The organism is Clostridium bowmanii (genome assembly GCF_018861315.1).
GTDB lineage: Bacteria > Bacillota > Clostridia > Clostridiales > Clostridiaceae > Clostridium_AD > Clostridium_AD bowmanii.
The window spans coordinates 1-19199 of record NZ_JAHLDL010000029.1; the positions used below are offsets into that span (position 1 = coordinate 1).

At 30.1% G+C, this 19199-nt stretch carries 19 protein-coding genes; 16 read left to right on the forward strand and 3 right to left on the reverse strand.

The window, feature by feature from the left end; all coding sequences use genetic code 11:
* Nucleotides 1-440 precede the first annotated feature (440 nt).
* The 4 genes from KPL51_RS17120 to KPL51_RS17135 all read left to right on the forward strand — a co-directional run bounded on the left by KPL51_RS17120 (nucleotide 441) and on the right by KPL51_RS17135 (nucleotide 4195).
* Nucleotides 441-1436 carry a Gfo/Idh/MocA family protein gene (locus KPL51_RS17120; RefSeq protein WP_244998121.1) on the forward strand — a complete coding sequence of 332 codons (996 nt, stop codon included), beginning with the start codon at nucleotides 441-443 and terminating at the stop codon, nucleotides 1434-1436.
* Between the two features lie 275 nt (nucleotides 1437-1711).
* A complete protein-coding gene (locus tag KPL51_RS17125; protein ID WP_216163995.1) occupies nucleotides 1712-2116 on the forward strand; it encodes a hypothetical protein in 405 nt (134 codons plus the stop codon).
* Between the two features lie 180 nt (nucleotides 2117-2296).
* Nucleotides 2297-3367, forward strand: a complete 1071-nt coding sequence (gene orr / locus KPL51_RS17130; RefSeq protein ID WP_216163997.1) for an ornithine racemase Orr — start codon at nucleotides 2297-2299, stop codon at nucleotides 3365-3367.
* A gap of 63 nt (nucleotides 3368-3430) precedes the next feature.
* Entirely contained in the window at nucleotides 3431-4195 is a 765-nt protein-coding gene (locus KPL51_RS17135; protein WP_216163999.1) for a histidinol phosphate phosphatase, read from the forward strand.
* Nucleotides 4196-4323: 128 nt separating this feature from the next.
* On the opposite strand, the gene KPL51_RS17140 is transcribed toward KPL51_RS17135, so the two are convergent.
* Nucleotides 4324-4761: a cytochrome b5 domain-containing protein gene (locus KPL51_RS17140; RefSeq protein ID WP_216164001.1), complete on the reverse strand. Its 438-nt coding sequence runs from the start codon at nucleotides 4759-4761 to the stop codon at nucleotides 4324-4326.
* Between the two features lie 153 nt (nucleotides 4762-4914).
* Between KPL51_RS17140 and KPL51_RS17145 the strand changes: the two genes are divergently transcribed.
* Nucleotides 4915-5823, forward strand: coding sequence for an AEC family transporter (locus tag KPL51_RS17145; RefSeq protein ID WP_216164002.1), 909 nt, complete (start codon nucleotides 4915-4917; stop codon nucleotides 5821-5823).
* Nucleotides 5824-6009: 186 nt separating this feature from the next.
* On the opposite strand, the gene KPL51_RS17150 is transcribed toward KPL51_RS17145, so the two are convergent.
* Both KPL51_RS17150 and hisS read right to left on the reverse strand, forming a co-directional pair.
* Nucleotides 6010-7359, reverse strand: coding sequence for an aminotransferase class V-fold PLP-dependent enzyme (locus KPL51_RS17150; RefSeq protein ID WP_216164004.1), 1350 nt, complete (start codon nucleotides 7357-7359; stop codon nucleotides 6010-6012).
* A gap of 122 nt (nucleotides 7360-7481) precedes the next feature.
* A complete protein-coding gene (gene hisS / locus KPL51_RS17155) occupies nucleotides 7482-8798 on the reverse strand; it encodes a histidine--tRNA ligase (RefSeq protein WP_216164006.1) in 1317 nt (438 codons plus the stop codon).
* A 328-nt stretch (nucleotides 8799-9126) separates the two neighbouring features.
* Here hisS and KPL51_RS17160 point away from each other — a divergent pair, with 328 nt between their 5' ends.
* From KPL51_RS17160 to KPL51_RS17210, 11 genes are all read left to right on the forward strand, one after another.
* Complete coding sequence (locus KPL51_RS17160; protein WP_216164008.1) at nucleotides 9127-9567, forward strand: RrF2 family transcriptional regulator; 441 nt, start codon at nucleotides 9127-9129, stop codon at nucleotides 9565-9567.
* The gene (gene nifS, locus KPL51_RS17165) at nucleotides 9560-10744 is read left to right on the forward strand and encodes a cysteine desulfurase NifS (RefSeq protein WP_216164010.1); all 1185 of its coding nucleotides are present in this window, start codon (nucleotides 9560-9562) and stop codon (nucleotides 10742-10744) included. Before KPL51_RS17160 ends, nifS begins: the two co-directional genes overlap by 8 nt.
* 1 nt (nucleotide 10745) lies before the next feature.
* On the forward strand, nucleotides 10746-11174 hold the full coding sequence (gene nifU, locus KPL51_RS17170; RefSeq protein WP_216164012.1) for a Fe-S cluster assembly scaffold protein NifU: 429 nt from the start codon (nucleotides 10746-10748) through the stop codon (nucleotides 11172-11174).
* 10 nt (nucleotides 11175-11184) lie between these two features.
* Nucleotides 11185-12261: a tRNA 2-thiouridine(34) synthase MnmA gene (mnmA, locus tag KPL51_RS17175; protein ID WP_216164014.1), complete on the forward strand. Its 1077-nt coding sequence runs from the start codon at nucleotides 11185-11187 to the stop codon at nucleotides 12259-12261.
* Nucleotides 12262-12496: 235 nt separating this feature from the next.
* Nucleotides 12497-12892, forward strand: a complete 396-nt coding sequence (nifU, locus tag KPL51_RS17180; protein WP_512699089.1) for a Fe-S cluster assembly scaffold protein NifU — start codon at nucleotides 12497-12499, stop codon at nucleotides 12890-12892.
* Between the two features lie 459 nt (nucleotides 12893-13351).
* The gene (locus KPL51_RS17185; protein WP_216164018.1) at nucleotides 13352-13858 is read left to right on the forward strand and encodes a PRC-barrel domain-containing protein; all 507 of its coding nucleotides are present in this window, start codon (nucleotides 13352-13354) and stop codon (nucleotides 13856-13858) included.
* The gene (locus KPL51_RS17190) at nucleotides 13845-14873 is read left to right on the forward strand and encodes an AI-2E family transporter (RefSeq protein WP_216164020.1); all 1029 of its coding nucleotides are present in this window, start codon (nucleotides 13845-13847) and stop codon (nucleotides 14871-14873) included. Before KPL51_RS17185 ends, KPL51_RS17190 begins: the two co-directional genes overlap by 14 nt.
* Before the next feature lie 379 nt (nucleotides 14874-15252).
* Complete coding sequence (gene alaS / locus KPL51_RS17195; protein WP_216164022.1) at nucleotides 15253-17898, forward strand: alanine--tRNA ligase; 2646 nt, start codon at nucleotides 15253-15255, stop codon at nucleotides 17896-17898.
* Nucleotides 17899-18080: 182 nt separating this feature from the next.
* Entirely contained in the window at nucleotides 18081-18335 is a 255-nt protein-coding gene (locus tag KPL51_RS17200) for an IreB family regulatory phosphoprotein (protein ID WP_216164024.1), read from the forward strand.
* Nucleotides 18336-18408: 73 nt separating this feature from the next.
* On the forward strand, nucleotides 18409-18828 hold the full coding sequence (gene ruvX / locus KPL51_RS17205; protein WP_216164026.1) for a Holliday junction resolvase RuvX: 420 nt from the start codon (nucleotides 18409-18411) through the stop codon (nucleotides 18826-18828).
* Between the two features lie 71 nt (nucleotides 18829-18899).
* The gene (locus KPL51_RS17210) at nucleotides 18900-19157 is read left to right on the forward strand and encodes a DUF1292 domain-containing protein (RefSeq protein WP_216164028.1); all 258 of its coding nucleotides are present in this window, start codon (nucleotides 18900-18902) and stop codon (nucleotides 19155-19157) included.
* The last annotated feature ends 42 nt before the right edge of the window (nucleotides 19158-19199 follow it).

Genomic DNA, 19199 nt, shown 5'->3' on the forward strand with positions numbered 1-19199 from the left:
CCATTTTATAAGTTCTATATCTTCAGAAGTGAATTTTTTACCGGAGTATTCCATGATAATATTGTCCATGATTTTGTTCCACCTACCTTTCTAATATTATCATAACATTGCAGTTATAGGTTTGTTCAGCGCCATTTAAGAAAAAGTTTTTCAAAAAAAGTTTATAGCCCTTGATATACAAGGACTATATTATTATGCTTCAGCTCTGTCCATTGCCAGTTAGAATTTTTTTATTACTCAAAATACCACCTCGTTTATATTATTTTTACAAAGAACTAAAATTATTTTAAAATTCAATTAGGTTAAATTATTGTGAAGTAATAATTATTATTGTTGAATTAGGATAAGATTTATTGTATATTTTGTCAATAATATATTAAATAGCATAGAAGTATGATACCTTATATATATCTAAAATATATGTATAGGAGATGAGCTTAATGAATAAGAAAATTATAAGATTTGGAGTTATAGGAACAAATAATATTACAGACTGGTTTTTAAATGGTGGTTCGAAGGTTGAAGATTTTATTTTAACAGCAATTTATTCAAGAAATGAAGAAAAAGGGGTTGCCTTTGCAAAAAAATATGACGTTCAACATGTTTTCACAGATTTGGAGGAAATGGCAAAAAGTGATTTAATCGATGCAGTGTATATTGCATCGCCAAATGCAGTACATGCAGAGCAAGCTATATTATTTCTAAACCATAAAAAACATGTATTGTGTGAAAAAGCTTTTGCATCAAATGCAAAACAAGTGAATAATATGATAAATGCTGCAAAAGATAATGGGGTTATCTTAATGGAAGCAATGAAAACGACGCAACTCCCTAATTTTAAAATTATTAAAGATAATCTACATAGAATAGGTAAGGTAAGAAAATACTTTGGAATTTATTGTAAGTATTCTTCTAGATATGATAAATATAGGGAAGGAATAATACTAAATGCATTTAATCAAAAACTATCCAATGGAGGGCTAATGGATATAGGTGTTTATTGTATTCATCCCATGATACATTTGTTTGGTAAACCAAAGGAAATAAAAGCAAATGCACTAATTTTGGAATCAGGTGTTGATGGGGAAGGAAGCATAATATTTAAGTATGATGAAATGGATGCTATAGTTGTGTATTCAAAAATAACAAATTCAAATTTGTGTTCAGAGATTCAAGGCGAAGACGGAAATATAATAATTCAAAATATTAATAAATTTGAAAAAGTGACTTTGATTTTTAGAGATGGAAAAGAAGAAGATCTTACACAATTTCATAATGAACATGATATGTGCTATGAAATACAGACCTTTATAACTATGATTAAGAATAATGACATAGAGGGTAGCTCCAAGTTACTACAAAATTCTAAGTGGGTAATGGAGTCAATGGATGAAACAAGAAAACAAATAGGTTTAGTTTTCCCTGCAGACTTGTAGTAAAATAAGCTGAAATATGCCTCATGAGATAGCACCTAAACTGCAATCCTATGAGGCATTTCAACTATTTACCATATATGCCCACAATTTTTACATTCGTTATTTTCTTTTAAATCACCAGATGAGAATAAGCTAAAAATCGTAGTTAAAAAAGTTTGTACATATTACCTTTTAACTAGTTCAGCCAAATTTTTATATTGTTAGAAATTGCCACATGAGTGGCACCTAATATTATTATAAGACTTGGGTACAATATATATTAAGAGGTGATTTTTATGAAATTTAAGGTAGCGTGGATTTTATTTTTAGGTGTGTGCATTATGGGATATCATAGTAATGTAGAAGCAATATCGATGGTCAAATCCGGGAACATATCACAAAAACAATTTATAATAGCCCAAAGCCATTTGAAAATTATTAATGCTGCATCAGTTGTAGAACATGGTGGAACTGGTGTTATAACAATAAAAGGAATACCTAATACACAATATAATATAAAGACTTCATATAAGAAAGAAAATAAAACCGTCTCAGTTATTCAATGGAGAACTACAGATGCAACAGGAGTGGCTACATTTAATTGGATTGTTGACAATGACACTATTGCTGGAACATATCCTGCAACAATCTCTGGTGGCGGAGATATAATTAATACAAAGCACACAGTGCTTCAAAATTAATTTATAAAGACCGGATTTGAATGCAAAAATATTTGCATCCAAATTTGGTTTTATTATTTAAGGTGAGTGTGTTACAATTAAAGTTACTATGATTAAGTTGAAAAATATAATAGTATTCTCACTAAAATAGCACTTAAAATAAAAGGTTGCAATTATGCAACTAAAGGAGAGTCTTAAATTATGGGAACAAACTATCCATGTATAGAGGTAAACTTAAGCAAAATAACACATAATACTGTTGAAATTGTAAATATGTGCGAAAAAAAAGGAATAGCTGTTTTTGGGGTTACAAAATCCTATTGTGCCAATACTCCAGTTACAAAAGCAATGATTAAAGGTGGTATTAAGGGCATAGCTGACGCAAGAATAGGCAATCTTAAAAAGGCAAAGGATATAGAATGCGAAAAATTACTCTTAAGAATTCCTATGGGAAGTAATGCTGGGCTTGTAGTAAAGTATGCGGATATAAGCCTTAATTCAGAAATAGTTACTATTAAGAAAATTTCTAAAGCTGCAAAGAGAATGAAAAAGACCCATAGCATTATATTAATGATTGATTTAGGAGATCTAAGAGAAGGTGTACTTGAAGAGGATGTTTTAGATACAGTAAAAGAAATTATTAATATTGATAATATAGTGCTTGTAGGAATCGGTACTAACCTAACTTGTTATGGGGGAGTTATCCCAGATGAAGCCAATCTAGGTAAGTTAATTGAAATTAAAGATAAAATTCAAAAGGAGTTAGGGATTCAGTTACCTGTTGTATCAGGTGGAAATTCCAGTTCCCTTCCCCTAGTTATGAATGGTACTATTCCTAGTGGTATAAACCAACTTCGAGTAGGTGAGGCTATTGTTTTGGGCACAGAAACTGCCTATGGTCATAAAATAGACAATTGTTATAACGACAGCTTTATACTTAAGGGAGAAATTATTGAAGTTAAAAATAAACCATCCGTTCCAACGGGTACAATTGGTATGGATGCATTTGGAAAAAAACCTCATTTTGAGGATGAGGGTATAATAAGAAGAGCTATTATTGCGTTAGGTAGGCAAGATATTCAAATTGATGGATTATCGCCATTAAATGAGAAAGTTAAAATTCTTGGTGCAAGTAGTGATCATTTAATATTAGATGTTACTAAAAGTGAAAAAGATTATAAGGTTGGGGATATTGTTGATTTCAATATGAATTATGCTTGTTTAATGCAGGCTATGACTTCCCCATATGTTAGTAAATACTATTTAGATTAGTTTTTTTAAAAATTTTAATAAAATCTGTTTATAAAATTTTAAAAAGTGGGAGGAAGATGACTTATGGTAGATTCACATATACATACAGAGTTTTCTTCAGACTCTGAAATGAAGCTTCAGCACGGAATAGAACATGGTACAAAGCTTGATATAGGCATGACTATTACAGAACATCTAGATTTGAAATTTCCAACAGGAACAGATTTTACTTTTGATATAGATAAATATTTTAAAGACTACGAGAAGTACAAAAGCAGCAAGCTCATGCTGGGAATTGAAATTGGAATGCAATTGAATTGTATAGAAGAAAATAGAGAAATAATTAATAAATATCCTTTTGATTATGTAATTGGATCCATACATGCAGCTGATGGGGAAGATATTTTTAATCCTAAATCATATGAAGGAAAAAGTAAAAGTGAATTTTTTGAACAATATTTTTCAAGTATGGTTGATTGCGTAAAAAAATATGATTTTATCGATAGCTTAGGTCATATTGATTATATATCTAGATATGCTACTTATAAGGATAACGAAATAAATTATCTTGAATTTAAGGAATATATTGATGAAGTACTTAAAGCTTTAGTACACAATGGAAAAGTAATGGAGATAAATACTAGAAGACTTAAGAATGTGGAAGCATATAAAAATTTAGTCCAAGTTTATAGCGCATACAAACAAATAGGTGGGAAATATGTAACTATAGGTTCAGATGCTCATTATGCAGAGGATATTGGTAACAATTTTACGGTAGCGAGTAGGATATGTCAGGTATGTGACTTGAAACCTGTGTATTTTAAAAATAGAAAAATGGAGTTTATATAATTGTAAATAAATTTAGGCACATTAAAATACATTAGCATACTGAGTTGCTATTTATTTTAATGTGCCTTATTTTAAGGGAGGTTATAAGAAAAATTAAAACCGCCCAATGCATATTTAGTTATATTATCTTATTGAATTTTTAATACACCTATCTTAGGTAATTTTCCAATTATGTTTGAGGCCCCATGGCAGGTAGAAAAATTTTCAGTTGCGTCTGTTCCTGCAGATACACCAAAATGATATCCGCCACTCCAAGATAGAAAATTACTTACGTCATAAACCATTCCATTTATTGCCACATAGGATGGGTTACCGTTAGCACCATTATATTTTGCTAATTGTGCTAATGTGAATTCCTGCTGTCTAATTTCACTAACCTGAGAAGATAGATTACTTGAAACTTTAAAATCGTCTTCTAGCAAGTCGCTTAATTCACAAAGTTTTTCATTGAGCGAATTTTTATAAAAAATTTCATGATCAAATGTATTTGCACACATCATATTATATTTACAGTATTCAGCCTCTTTATAAAGTTCATACATATATTGGTCCATATTAATAAACACTTTAAATTCCCCCTTGCACTTATTAGTAACCTTATTTGTTTTAATATGAATTATTTATAAAGTATATGCTTAAAACTTTAAAATACTTCTTAACTGTCTCCAATTATTATGTTAATATTAAGTTACTAGTATGTTTTAATTGAGGAGAGTAAAATGGGAAATAGCCAGTTAATTAATCAAGTTTTAGTATTATTTATTATTATGATGGTGGGATTTTATGCAAAGAAAAAGAAATTTCTTAACAACGCAGTTGATAAAGGGCTATCAGAATTATTATTAAATATAACATTACCATTTATGATAGTTACATCATTTAATATTAAATATCAAGCAGAAATGGTTGGTAATGCTCAAAAAATTTTACTTTATTCTTTTTTAATACACATAAGTTTGATATTTATTAGTAAAATTCTGTTTTTTAAGTATCCCATTGGTAAACAACAGATTTTTAGGTTTATAACAATTTTTTGCAATGTAGGCTTTATGGGTTATCCTGTGCTTGAAAGTATTTATGGTAGTATAGGTGTTTTTTATGCAGCAATATTTAATATACCATTTAACATTTTAGTATGGACAGTAGGAGTGATGCTATTTACAGGAGAGAAAGATTTTAAATCTATGAGGAGAGCAGTAGCAAATCCAGCACTTATAGCAGTATTTATTGGACTGGTTTTATTCGCATTTTCAATAAATTTACCGTTACCTATTGCTACTTCGCTAAAACTAGTGGGATCTACCACAACACCAATATCTATGATAATTGTTGGCTCAATGCTGGCAGAAATGAAGTTTAAGACTGCGTTTTCTGACGTTTCTGTATATTATGCTACTGCAGTTAGACTTTTAATAGTCCCAATGATTGTGTATGTGGTGTTAAAACTTTTAAAGGTAGATGATTTATTACTAAATATATGTGTTATATTACAAGCAATGCCTGCAGCGGTAATGGCTCCTATAATTTCTGAAAAATACGGTGGTGATAGCCTACTCGCCTCACAGTGTGTATTTATAACTACAATAGTTTCTGGAATAACTATACCTATAGTAATATTATTTCTATAGAATAATCGAAAGCTCTTATAAAACATGAAATAACCATACTTTATATTATGGAGAAATAGTAGAAGCTTATATTAAGTAAAAAATTTACTATAACTACTACACTGAAAAAAATATATAAATCATATAAAAATAGTACACAAAATTTATAAGTGTACTATTTTTTATTTAACCCATAAATATCATGGATTATACGTCAAAAAGAGTTTTTTTCATATTTTGATATTTCAATATATAATAATTCCTCTTTAATGAAATTTTACTTAGGGCATAAACTAATATATCAATTTCTGAGTAGCTATTATATAGTCCAAAGCTTAATCTAACCATCCCAGGACGGTATAAATCAGGATTTGCTATGCGGTTTTGTGCAAATTCACTAGAAATATTTAATAACTTAGCCAGATAGGGCTGAGCACAAAAGCATCCACTTCTTACTGAAATTCCCCATTCATAGGAAAGTATTTTTGCAACTGTGGCATGGTGAATTCCACTAATATTAAAGGGGATTATGCTAACCCTATCAACCTCTTTAGAAATGTCACAATATATTTTTAAATTCGGAATGTTTTTCATTTGAGAGATGGCATAGGCGGTCAAATTCTTTTCTATAGACTCTACATTAGTCATACCAATCTTACTCAATGTCTTAATAGCTGAGGATAGAGCTATAGTTCCTATAACATTTGGGGAACCAGCCTCATGCCTTTCTGGAGAATCATTCCACTTTATAAAATTATGAGTTACAATATCTACTGTTCCACCACCTACCAAATCAGGATAGCAATTATCTAAAAAATTTTTTGGACCAATTAATACTCCGATGCCAAAAGGAGCATACATTTTATGAGCAGAAAAAATTAAAAAATCTATATTATATTCGGTATTGTCACTATTCATAATAAAAGGTGCGTGGGGTATTAATTGCGCACCGTCCACAAGTAGTTTGCAGCCGAATCTATGAACTAATTTAGCTATATCATAAATGGGGTTTTTATATCCAGTTATATTTGAGGCACCTGTAATTGTAACTAGTTTTACATAATTATTATATTTATTTAACTTAGATTCTAAATCATCTAAGGACAACCTACCAGATTCATCTATAGATATATAGTCTACAATAAATTTATCTCTCCAAGGAAGATCGTTAGAGTGATGCTCCATGTCTGTTGTTAGAATAACATTTTTTTTATTGGAATCGTATAATAGGTTGGAAAGCTTGTTAAAGGCTTCGGTTGAATTTTTAACATATATAACTGTATTATTGGAATCAGAATGTACGAACCTGCTAACCGTATTTCTAGAATCCTCATATAATTTAGTAGTAAGTTGAGACTTGAATCCTTCTCCACGATGAATGGAGGAATACCATGGAGCGAAATCAACAATATCTTTCATAACAGATTTAAAGGGTGGTGTAGTTGCTGCATTATCAAAATTGATTGCAGTTACACTTTTTCCAGATATAAGAGGGACCTTTTTGTTTACACCAAGAATCAGATCTCTGTAGCTTGGACTATTATCTTTATAAGACATAATAATCCTCCTTATAAAATTATTCACAGTATATAGTATTAGTTTTATGATGGGAAGGTGATTAAAAAAAATTAGTATCCCAATATATTTGTGGGATACTAATATTTTTGTGATATATTGATTTATGAATTAACTATTTTATAAGCATCATTAAAATTAACACTTGTTTGCTGGCCTGTTACCATATTCTTTATAGTAACAGTTTTATCTTCAACTTCTTTATCGCCTATTAAAATTACAAAAGGAATACCTAATTTATCTGCATAACCAAGTTTCTTTACTAGTTTAGTTTCCTCCGTGTATATTTCTGTGATTACTCCCTTATCCCTTAAAAAAGTTGCAAGAGAAATTCCATAATCAAGATTATTATCAAGTGGTATTATTAATACTTTTGTTATAGATTTATTAGTATCATTTTTAAAGAAACCAGCTTCATTTAATTGATAAAATAATCTAGTAAGGCCAATTGAAATTCCCACTCCTGGTAGTTTTTGCTTTGTATAGTACTCAGCTAAATTATCATAGCGTCCGCCTGAACACACAGAACCAATAGATGGGTATTCATTTAAAAAGGTTTCATAAACTGTACCTGTATAATAATCAAGACCTCTGGTAATTTTTAAATCTATTTTAAGATTATCATCAGGAACTCCAAACAATTTTACGTATTTAGTAACTATTGAAAGCTCTTCCATGCCTTTTTTAAAGCTATCATTTGAAATATTTAAGTTACTTAATAATAATAAAATATCTTGGTTGCTCCCACTAATATTAATAAATTTAAGAATTTTTTTTACAACTTCATCTTTTAACCCACTACCCAATAGCTCTTCTGTGGCTGCTTCTACACCAATTTTATCTATTTTATCGATAACCCTTAAAACTACCTCGCCATCTTGAATTTCTAAGGCTTCAAAAAATCCATTTAATAGTTTTCTATTGTTGATTTTTATAGTAAAATCCTTGAAACCAAGGTTATTGAATACTGAATAAATAATACTAGGTATTTCAGCATCATTCAAAATATTTAAATTATTGTTTCCAACAATATCAATATCACACTGGTAAAATTCACGGAAGCGACCCTTTTGATTTCTCTCTCCTCTATATACTTTGCCAATTTGGTATCTCCTAAAAGGGAACGTCAGTGAACTGTAATTTTGTGCCACATACCTAGCTAATGGTACCGTTAAATCAAATCTAAGGGATAAATCAGTGTTACCCTTTAAAAATCTATAGATTTGTTTTTCAGTTTCTCCGCCTCCCTTTGCCAGTAGAATTTCTGATTTCTCTATTATTGGTGTATCTATGGGCATAAATCCATAGCTTTCATAAGTTTTACGTATTGTGTCTGCCAATTTGTTAAACTGAATTTGATCTCCTGGTAGTAATTCCATGAAGCCAGGCAAAATTGATGGTTTTACAATTTGATTTATCATTTCAATACCTCCTAAATAATATATAAAAACCCATGCAAGTACGTAAGTACAAGGGTGCTAGTCCTTCAAACCATTTTTTAAATTATACTATAAATAAGAAAATTCTTCAAGAATGAATATAAATTCAAACTTAAGTGATTGTTTTCATTATATAATTTTGAGCATTATCGATTTATAGGTAGAGTATTAATGAATAATCTTATAATTTAGCCTATAGTAGGAAATTATAACGAGAAATTAAATTATTTATAGTTGACAAGATTACTAGGGTTTGATATTATAAATTTAGAAAGTATAGTAAAACACTCTACTTTGAAGGAGTGATTGAATGAAATTATCTACTAAGGGAAGGTATGGGGTTAAAGCCATGGTAGATTTAGCAATTAATTATGGAGATCAACCTGTATCTATAAAAAGCATCTCCGAAAGACAAAGTATTTCTGAATATTATTTAGAACAATTATTTTCTTCTCTTAGGAAAGCTAAACTTATTAAAAGTGTAAGGGGAGCTCAAGGCGGTTACATACTAAATAGATCACCAGAGAAAATAACTATATATGATGTTATCAATGTGCTTGAAGGTCCTATTGAGGTTTCAGATTGCCTTGAAGACGGGGCTTGTAATAATATTGATTGTTGTGCTACCAGATTATTATGGAAGAAAATTAAAGATAGTATAGATAGTGTGACTACATCAATAACTTTAAAAGATATTGTAGACGATTATAATGAAATTACATTAAATAAAGGAGTGAAACATAATGAATAAATCAATTTATATGGACCATGCTGCAACCACTTACACTAAACCAGAAGTTTTAGAAGAGATGATGCCTTATTTCACAGCATACTTTGGTAATCCATCTTCAATTTATACACTAGCAAGAGAAACTAAAAAGGCTATTGATATTGCAAGAGATAAGATTGCTAAAGCTATAAATGCTAATGAAAATGAAATTTTCTTTACTGGTGGAGGATCAGAAGCCGATAACTGGGCAATAAAGGGTATAGCTTCTGCATGCAAGCAAAAGGGAAATCATATTATAACAACAGTAATTGAACATCATGCTGTATTACATACTTGTGAATATCTAGCTAAGAATGGATTTGACATCACATATTTACCAGTAGATGAATATGGTCTTATAAATATTAAGGATTTAGAAAATGCTATTACAGATAAAACTATTTTAGTATCAGTAATGTTTGCTAACAATGAAATTGGAACAATAGAACCAATAAAAGAAATAGGAGCATTATGTAGAAGTAAGAAAATACTTTTCCATACAGATGCAGTTCAAGCTGTAGGTCATATTCCAGTAGATGTAAAAGAAATGAATATAGACTTACTATCAATAGCTGCTCATAAATTTTATGGCCCTAAAGGTGTTGGAGCATTATATGTAAAAAAAGGTATTAAAATAGACAATTTAATACATGGTGGTGGACAAGAAAGAAATAGAAGAGCTGGTACTGAAAATGTTGCTGGCATAGTAGGGTTTGGTAAAGCTCTTGAACTTGCAACTCAAAACATGGAAGAAAACAATAAAAAGATGGTTTATTTAAGAGATAAACTTATGAATGGATTATTAGAAGTACCATATACAAGATTAAATGGACCAAGAGGAGAAAAGAGACTTCCAGGTAATTCAAATATTTGCTTTAGATTTATAGAAGGTGAATCTATCCTACTTATGTTAGATGCAAATGGTATTGCAGCTTCTAGCGGAAGTGCATGTACATCTGGTTCTTTAGATCCATCTCACGTTTTACTCGCAATAGGTCTTCCTCATGAAATAGCTCACGGATCCCTAAGATTAACTTTAGGTGATGAAACTACTGAAGAAGAAGTAGATTTTGTATTAGAGACAGTACCAAAAATTATTGAAAGACTAAGATATATGTCACCATTATATGATGACTTCTTAAAGAAAGGGGAAAAATAATATGATATACAGTGAAAAAGTTATGGACCATTTTACAAATCCAAGAAATGTAGGAGAAATTCCAGATGCTGATGGAATTGGTGAAGTTGGTAATGCTAGATGTGGAGATATTATGAAAGTTTATTTAAAAGTAGAAGATAACATAGTAGTAGATGCAAAGTTTAAAACCTTTGGTTGTGGATCTGCTATAGCATCATCTAGTATGGCTACAGAACTTATAAAAGGTAAATCTGTAGATGAAGCATGGACACTAACCAATCAAGCTGTAGCTGAAGCCTTAGATGGTCTTCCTGCAATAAAAATGCATTGCTCAGTACTTGCTGAAGAAGCTATTCACAAAGCAATTAATGATTATAGAAGTAAGGCTGGACTTGAAGTATGGGATTACAAATCACATGATGATATACATGCCGAGGTACACGGAGAATAGGGGATATTAGATGAAAAAAAAAGTAGTTATAGGAATGAGTGGGGGAGTAGATAGTTCTGTGGCAGCATACCTTTTGAAAGAGCAAGGATATGAAGTTATAGGAATTATGATGAAACTCTCTGCAGATAATCCTGATTATGAAGAAAACGAAGGCGGATGTTGTTCTATTTCTGCAGCAAATGATGCAAGGCGAGTTGCAGATGTATTAGATATACCTTTTTATGTTATGAATTTTAAAGATGCTTTTAAGGCAAGCGTTATTGATAACTTTATTGATGAATATATGGAAGGAAGAACTCCAAACCCATGTATAGTATGTAATAAGGATATCAAGTTTAAAGAATTTTTAAGAAAAGCAGAGGCACTTGGAGCTGATTATATAGCTACGGGCCACTATGCTAAAATTGAAAAGTGCGATGCTAGATATGTTCTTAAAAAAGCAGATGATAATCATAAAGATCAAACCTATGCTTTGTATAGTTTAACTCAAGATCAATTAAGTCACACTTTAATGCCTTGCGGAGATTACACTAAGCCAGAAATACGCAATATTGCAGAGAAAATTGGATTAGAAGTTTTTAGAAAAAAAGATAGCCAAGAAATTTGCTTTATACCTGATAATGATCACGGAGCTTATATTAAAAAGTATAGTGGTAGGGAAATTAAGTCAGGTAATTTTGTTGATAAAAAGGGAAAAGTTTTAGGGAAGCACAAAGGAATAGTGTACTATACTATAGGACAACGAAAAGGGCTAGGTATAGCACTAGGTAAGCCTGTTTTTGTTACTGATATCAATCAACTAACTAATCAGGTAGTAATAGGAGACGAAGAGGATATTTTTAAAACAGAGCTTATAGCTAAAGATTTAAATTTTATTTTGTTTGATAAACTTAAATCAAACTTAAGAGTTACAGCTAAAATTAGATATTCTGCAAAACCAGAACTCGCTACTTTAATTCCATTAGAAAACAATAGAATAAAACTTGTTTTTGATGACAAGCAAAGAGCTATAACAAAAGGCCAATCAGTAGTTTTCTATTTAGAAGATTTAGTAGTAGGTGGGGGCATAATAGAAGAAGTTTTATAAGTGTAATACACATTTAATAAATAATAAGTTGAAATTTATATCATAATGACTTGTTATTTATTTGAATGTGTCTAATATAAATAAAACTATTTTGGTGGATAATAAATACAGAGGGGTATCTAGTTAAAAAACTAGGTATCCCTCTGTATCTATAGGAGATAATACTAGAACTTAAAATAGTTAGAAAATGAAAAATGCAAACTATTTTTGCTATAAGAAAAGGAGAAAAATTATGATGTATAGTGATAAGGTTATGGAACATTTTTATAGTCCAAGAAATGTGGGAATATTAGGTGATGCTAATGGTATTGGAGAAGCAGGAGACCCTAATTGCGGAGATATAATGAAAATCTATATAAAAGTTGAAAATAACATAATAAAGAGTGTTAAGTTTAAAGCGTTTGGCTGCGGATCAGCCATAGCATCTTCTAGCATAGCTACAGAGCTTGTAAAGGGCAAAACCACGGAGGAGGCATGGAAACTAACTAACAAATCAGTTATTGAAGCTCTGGAAGGATTACCAACTTCAAAAGTGCATTGCTCAGTATTGGCAGAACAAACTATACATAATGCAATAAATAATTATAGAGGGTCACAAAATCTTGAGCTTTGGAAAGATAATTTGAAATAAGAAAAAACAGCTTATTTCAGAGATTTACACTGCGTTTCAATAGCTGATAATGATAACAGAAATTTAAATTTATGCGGTTAGTAAATTTATCATCTTCTGTTATTGATAATATAAAATTTAAAGCATATGCACCACATCTGCAGCCTACCGGCTAAAAGATTTTTTGTGGGAATTATTGCGATTTAGTGTTTTTTTTAGTTGCTATCCATAGTAGATACATCTTAGTATAAATGTGATATAGTATGAATTTCTTCGGAGGTTGACTTCAAATAAAAAGCATAGAAACATTGAAATTACATTTAGAGAGCCTCAATTCTATCCTTTAAGGTGAAGAAATCATTATTCTAGCTTTTCCTATTACAAAAATTGTGAATTTAGTTTTAGTTTATGTAATAATTCTTAGACTAATTGGAAAACATAACTATAAAGTAAATGATTGGTTTTCATATAGGAGATATTATGTTTAAAAGTAAGGATTTTATATTTATGGATGTTATTACTGTAGAGGGCAAGAAAATCGGGTTTATCAAAGACTTGTTAATAGATTTTAATAATGGGAAAGTAATTGGGTTTTTAATATCTCCAAATAAACTTTTTCACAAAAATGTAAGTGTATTAAAACAAGACATTATATATGCAAATAAACGCATGATAGTTAAGAAAGTGGATAAAAATGAATATTTATGTCTGCATAGCTTTATTAATATGGACGTAATAGACAAATGTAATAATATATTTGGTATGGTGGAGGATATTACTTTTGCTCAAGATACCTTTGACATAAAGGGTGTCATAGTGTCTTCAGGATTTATTATAAATTTACTTAGAGGTAAAAGAATAATGCTAATAAATGAACTAATTCTTGGTGAAGAAAACATATTATACATTCCTAATTGTAGTGAGTACTCTTTTAAAAGTGTGCCACATAACTTTTTTGTCGAGGCTAAAACCAATGAAAAAAATTAATAAAAGAAAACTTCTTATTACCATTGTCTGTATTATTATTTTTGTACTAATAATCACTATGGCAATGAAAATACCTATTGTTAAACAATTAATAAATCTAGTTTTTATTTCCTTCATTTTGGCTTATATATTAAAACCTATGTATATGTTTTTAATTGGGAAAGGTATAAATAAAAAATTAGCATCTTCTTTAATAATAGTTGGGTTAGTAGGTTTTGTTGTAGTATTATTTATGTTACTTATTCCAGCCTTATTTAGTGAAAGTTTAAATATGGATAAGTCACTTAATGATTTAGGGAATCATTTGATTAATTTAAATATGAAGATAAAAGTATTAAATAAAAATAAAGTTATGAGTAATATTCTAAACATCATAAACCACAAAGCAAATGGTCAAATAGTTGTAATATTCGATAAAGTATTAAATTCTATTATGAACCTTGGTGAAAATATAATAACTTACACAGTAGCGCCTTTAATAATATATTATTTTTTATGGGATAGTGAAAATATGATAAATAAGTCATTAATAATTTTTCCACCAGAGAGTAGAAATGTGATAAAGAAAATTATAGAGGATATTGATAAGGTTCTGGGGAAATATATTATAAGTCAACTTATTTTATGTGGATTCATAACTATTGCTAGCTTTTTAATTTTGATATTTTTGAAAGTTGATTTTCCATTAATACTTTCCTTGATAAATGGGATTTTTAACATAATACCTTATTTCGGACCCATATTTGGGGTAATACCTGCTATTTTAATAGGGCTTTTAATTTCTCCTAAGACAGCTTTATATGTAACATTATGTTTTTTTGTACTTCAACAAATTGAAGGCGATATATTATCACCAAAAATAATTGGAGACAGTATAAGTATGCATCCCTTAACGGTAATATTATTATTAATTTTAGGTGGAAATCTTGGCGGAATTTTAGGGATGATTCTTGCGGTGCCACTGGGAGTAGTGATTAAGGTCATATATAAGGACTTAAACTATTATCTGTTTTAAAGATTACAATATTACAAATATATTCTTTTATATATTGTATATATTGTATATATTGATGTGTTAAGGCAAAATATGCTATAATGTAGTTGTATAATTAAATACTCGGTAATGATAAGAATTAATAAATATATTTGTGCATTTAGAGAGGGAGTGGATGGTGAAAACTTCTTGCTAGATATATTGAAGCTATCTTTGAACCATGTTTCTTGAGAGATATTGCATTGTAATTAATTTTGTTAATTATATAGCGGTATAATTAGGGTGGTAACGCGGAAAACTTTCGTCCCTTGTTTTGGGGGAGTAAAGTTTTTTTTATTATAGAAAATTATGAACTTTTGAAATCTAGAACAGAATGTAATAAATAAACGGAGGAGATATTATGGAAAAATTAGGACTTAATGAAATTAGAGAATCCTATCTTAAATTTTTTGAAGGTAAAGAGCATCTTAGGCTAGGGAGTTTTCCTCTAGTACCTAAGAATGATGCTAGTTTATTACTAGTAAATGCTGGTATGCAACCCCTTAAACCGTATTTTACGGGAATGCAAACACCACCGAGTGTTAGGGTGACTACTTGCCAAAAGTGTATTAGAACAGGGGATATTGAGAATGTAGGCAAGACTTCAAGACATGGTACTTTTTTTGAAATGCTTGGAAATTTTTCTTTTGGAGATTATTTTAAAAAGGAAATTATTCCATGGGCTTGGGAGTATATGACAGAGGTTTTAATGATACCAAAAGAAAAATTATATGTAACTGTATACCTAGAGGATAATGAAGCTTTTGATATATGGAGTAAAGATACAGACATTGATGCGACCCGTATTTTTAGATTAGGAAAAGAAGATAATTTTTGGGAAATAGGTCAAGGACCTTGTGGACCAAGTTCTGAAATACACTTTGATAGAAATGTAGAACTAGGTCAGATAAAAACTGCTGAAGAATTTGTAAAAGCAGGAAATGAAGATAGGGTAATAGAACTTTGGAATTTAGTATTCACCCAATTTGATAAGGATGCCAGTGGCAACTACAACAAATTAAAGAATCCTAACATAGATACAGGTATGGGTCTTGAGAGAATAGCGGCTACAATGCAAGGTACTAAAAGCATATTTGAAGTAGATACTATAAAAAATATTTTAGAAGAAGTTTCTAGGGTTTCAAAAGTAAAATATGGAGAAAATCATAAAGATGATATATCACTTAGAATTATAACAGATCATGTTAGGAGCACAACATTTATGATAAGTGATGGAGTACTTCCATCTAATGAAGGAAGGGGCTATGTTCTTAGGCGTCTACTTAGGCGCGCAGCAAGGCATGGTAGATTACTTGGAATTAAAAATACTTTCTTAAATAAACTTTGTAACACAGTTATTGAAAATTCATTTAAAGCTTACCCAGAATTAAAAGAAAAAGCAGCCTACATTAAGAAGGTTATAAAGCTAGAAGAGGAAAGATTCACAGAAACTTTAGATTCTGGTATGGATATTTTAAAAGTTTATATAGAAGAGCTTGAGAACAATAATAATAAAATTTTGAGTGGAGATAAAGCTTTTAAATTATATGATACTTTTGGTTTTCCATTTGAACTTACAGAAGAAATATTGGAAGAAAAAGGTATAGGGATTGATTTAGAAGGTTTTAATAGTGAAATGCAGAGTCAAAGACAAAGAGCAAGAGCCGCTAGAGGACATTCAAATTACATGGGCAACGGAGAAAGTCAATTGAATTTAATTCCTAAAAATATAGAAACAAAATTTGATGGATATGATAAAACAAAGCTTTCAGCTATAGCTAGAGTTTTAATTAGAGGGGAAGAGATTGTAACAGAGCTTTCAAAGGGTGTAAAAGGAATTATAGTAACAGAAGTTACTCCTTTTTATGCTGAAATGGGAGGCCAAATCGGAGATAGAGGAATAATATATAATGACAATTTCAAGGCTGAAGTTGAGGATTGTCAAAAGAATGCGTCTGGTAAAGTTGCACACTTTGTTACGGTACTAGAAGGAACACTACAAAAGGATGAAACCGTAACACTTAAGGTTGACAAAATTAGACGAACTGAAATTTGTAGAAATCATACTGCAACTCATATGCTACAAGAAGCATTAAAAAGAGTATTAGGTGATCACGTTCATCAATCAGGTTCTTATGTAGATGAAGATAGAATAAGATTTGATTTTACACATTTTTCTGCATTAACTGAAGAAGAAATTGTTAAAGTTGAGAAAATTGTGAACGATAATATTATGCAAGTATATAATGTTGATACTAATGTTATGACCATAGAAAAAGCCAAGAAAAGTGGTGCTATAGCATTATTTGATGAAAAGTATCAAGAGGATGTTAGAGTAGTTTCTGTGGGAGGATTTAGTAAAGAATTGTGTGGAGGTACTCATGTAAGAAACTCAGGGGAAATAGGAATGTTTAAAATATTATCTGAAGCAGGAGTAGCAGCAGGAGTTAGAAGAATTGAAGCTATAACAGGTAGTAATTCTATAAAATATTTAGAAGATAAAAATATTTTATTAAGAGAAATTGCTAGTACTCTGAAATGCACAGAAAAAGACATAACCAATAGATTGCAAATTCAATTAGCAGAATTAAAAGACAAAGAGAAAGAGATAGCATTATTAAAAGGTAAGTTAGCTACTTCTTCAGTAGATGAAATTTTAGATAATGTTAGAGATGTTAAAGGAGTTAAGGTTATTTGTGGAGTTGTAAAAGGTATAGACGGTGACGCACTAAGAGATTTAGCTGATAAACTTCGTGATAAACTTGGTGATGGTGTGGTGGTAATTGGAAGCCGCGTAGATGACAAAGTGGAATTTGTTGCAATGGCCTCTAAGTCTGCAATAGATAGTGGAGTACACTGTGGAAAAATAATTAAAGAAGTTGCTAAAATTGCTGGTGGCGGCGGTGGTGGAAGACCTGATATGGCTCAAGCGGGTGGGAAACTTCCAGAAAAATTAGATGACGCAATAGATAAAGTACCAGCTATAATAGAAACATTTGTAAAATAGTATACTTTTTGCTACAGTTGTTTTATAATATAATTAGTGATAAGTAAATTAATTATCGTTAACATGTAATTATGAAACTTAGTATAACTAAAAAACTGTAATAACTATAAAATTTTTATTTTAAATAATAAAATTGTATAATTTACAATATTTAGTTTATAATGAGGAAAGGAGTATATATAATGGATAATGAAAATACAGTCCAATTTGATTTTGTAAAAGATAAAAAAGATTTAACAAAAACTATTTTGACTGATGTATATAATTCACTTATAAAAAAGGGATATAACCCAGTAAATCAAATGGTAGGTTATTTAATTTCTGGGGATCCGACATATATAACGAATTACAATGGAGCAAGAGCGTTAGTAAGAAAGCTAGAGAGGGATGAAATCTTAGAAGAGGTTTTGAAATCTTATCTAGACATTAAAAAATAAAATGCCCTAGTGGGCATTTTATTTTTTAATAATGATGCTATATTAATTAGGCTGTTACAAAAGGAGTATGTGAATGAGAATATTAGGACTAGATATTGGAGACAGAACAATAGGGATAGCTGTATGTGATCCTTTAGGATTAACCGCACAAGGAATAACAACAATTAAAAGAAAAAGCATAGTTTTAGATATTGAGGAAATAGCAAAAATTTGCAAGCAGTATGATGTAGAAAGTTTTGTCTCTGGACTTCCTAAAAACATGAATGGAACTATAGGACCACAAGGAGAAAAGGTTCAAAGGTTTTGCACGCAGCTAAGGGAAACTTTGAATTTAGAAGTGAAAATGTGGGATGAAAGGTTAACAACAGTTGCAGCCAATAGAGTTATGTTAGAGGGCGATTTATCAAGAAACAAAAGAAAAAAAATAGTGGATAAAATTGCAGCTACATTTATTTTGCAAGGGTACTTAGACAGTTTAGGTACACGTCTATAAAAAAACGCATACAAAATATGTAACTGAAATTAAAATATCATTAAATGTATAATCTGAAAGGGGATAATAAGATGGATAACAATGTTGAAACTATACTATTAAACGATGAAGAGGGTAAAGAAATAGAATTTGATGTACTAACTAAATTAGACATTGAAGATAAAGAATATATTATAGTTGCACCAACTGGAGAAGAGGATATTGATGCAATTGCACTAAGAATTGATAAGGATGCAGAGGGTAATGATATTCTAGTAACAATAGAAGACGACGAAGAATTTGAAATGATTTCAGAAGCTTATGAGACTGTTTTTTCTGAGGAAGATTAACTCCTTTTAGTGGAAATTTAAACTAGTTAACCTGTTTTCTTA

Excerpts from the sequence above, each read along its gene's own strand:
- KPL51_RS17120 (WP_244998121.1), top strand. The coding sequence starts at position 441 with ATGAATAAGAAAATTATAAGATTTGGAGTTATAGGAACAAATAATATT.
- KPL51_RS17125 (WP_216163995.1), top strand. The coding sequence starts at position 1,712 with ATGAAATTTAAGGTAGCGTGGATTTTATTTTTAGGTGTGTGCATTATG.
- orr (WP_216163997.1), top strand. The coding sequence starts at position 2,297 with ATGGGAACAAACTATCCATGTATAGAGGTAAACTTAAGCAAAATAACA.
- KPL51_RS17135 (WP_216163999.1), top strand. The coding sequence starts at position 3,431 with ATGGTAGATTCACATATACATACAGAGTTTTCTTCAGACTCTGAAATG.
- KPL51_RS17145 (WP_216164002.1), top strand. The coding sequence starts at position 4,915 with ATGGGAAATAGCCAGTTAATTAATCAAGTTTTAGTATTATTTATTATT.
- KPL51_RS17150 (WP_216164004.1), bottom strand. The coding sequence starts at position 7,359 with ATGTCTTATAAAGATAATAGTCCAAGCTACAGAGATCTGATTCTTGGT.
- hisS (WP_216164006.1), bottom strand. The coding sequence starts at position 8,798 with ATGATAAATCAAATTGTAAAACCATCAATTTTGCCTGGCTTCATGGAA.
- KPL51_RS17160 (WP_216164008.1), top strand. The coding sequence starts at position 9,127 with ATGAAATTATCTACTAAGGGAAGGTATGGGGTTAAAGCCATGGTAGAT.
- nifS (WP_216164010.1), top strand. The coding sequence starts at position 9,560 with ATGAATAAATCAATTTATATGGACCATGCTGCAACCACTTACACTAAA.
- nifU (WP_216164012.1), top strand. The coding sequence starts at position 10,746 with ATGATATACAGTGAAAAAGTTATGGACCATTTTACAAATCCAAGAAAT.
- mnmA (WP_216164014.1), top strand. The coding sequence starts at position 11,185 with ATGAAAAAAAAAGTAGTTATAGGAATGAGTGGGGGAGTAGATAGTTCT.
- nifU (WP_512699089.1), top strand. The coding sequence starts at position 12,497 with ATGTATAGTGATAAGGTTATGGAACATTTTTATAGTCCAAGAAATGTG.
- KPL51_RS17185 (WP_216164018.1), top strand. The coding sequence starts at position 13,352 with ATGTTTAAAAGTAAGGATTTTATATTTATGGATGTTATTACTGTAGAG.
- KPL51_RS17190 (WP_216164020.1), top strand. The coding sequence starts at position 13,845 with ATGAAAAAAATTAATAAAAGAAAACTTCTTATTACCATTGTCTGTATT.
- alaS (WP_216164022.1), top strand. The coding sequence starts at position 15,253 with ATGGAAAAATTAGGACTTAATGAAATTAGAGAATCCTATCTTAAATTT.
- KPL51_RS17200 (WP_216164024.1), top strand. The coding sequence starts at position 18,081 with ATGGATAATGAAAATACAGTCCAATTTGATTTTGTAAAAGATAAAAAA.
- ruvX (WP_216164026.1), top strand. The coding sequence starts at position 18,409 with ATGAGAATATTAGGACTAGATATTGGAGACAGAACAATAGGGATAGCT.
- KPL51_RS17210 (WP_216164028.1), top strand. The coding sequence starts at position 18,900 with ATGGATAACAATGTTGAAACTATACTATTAAACGATGAAGAGGGTAAA.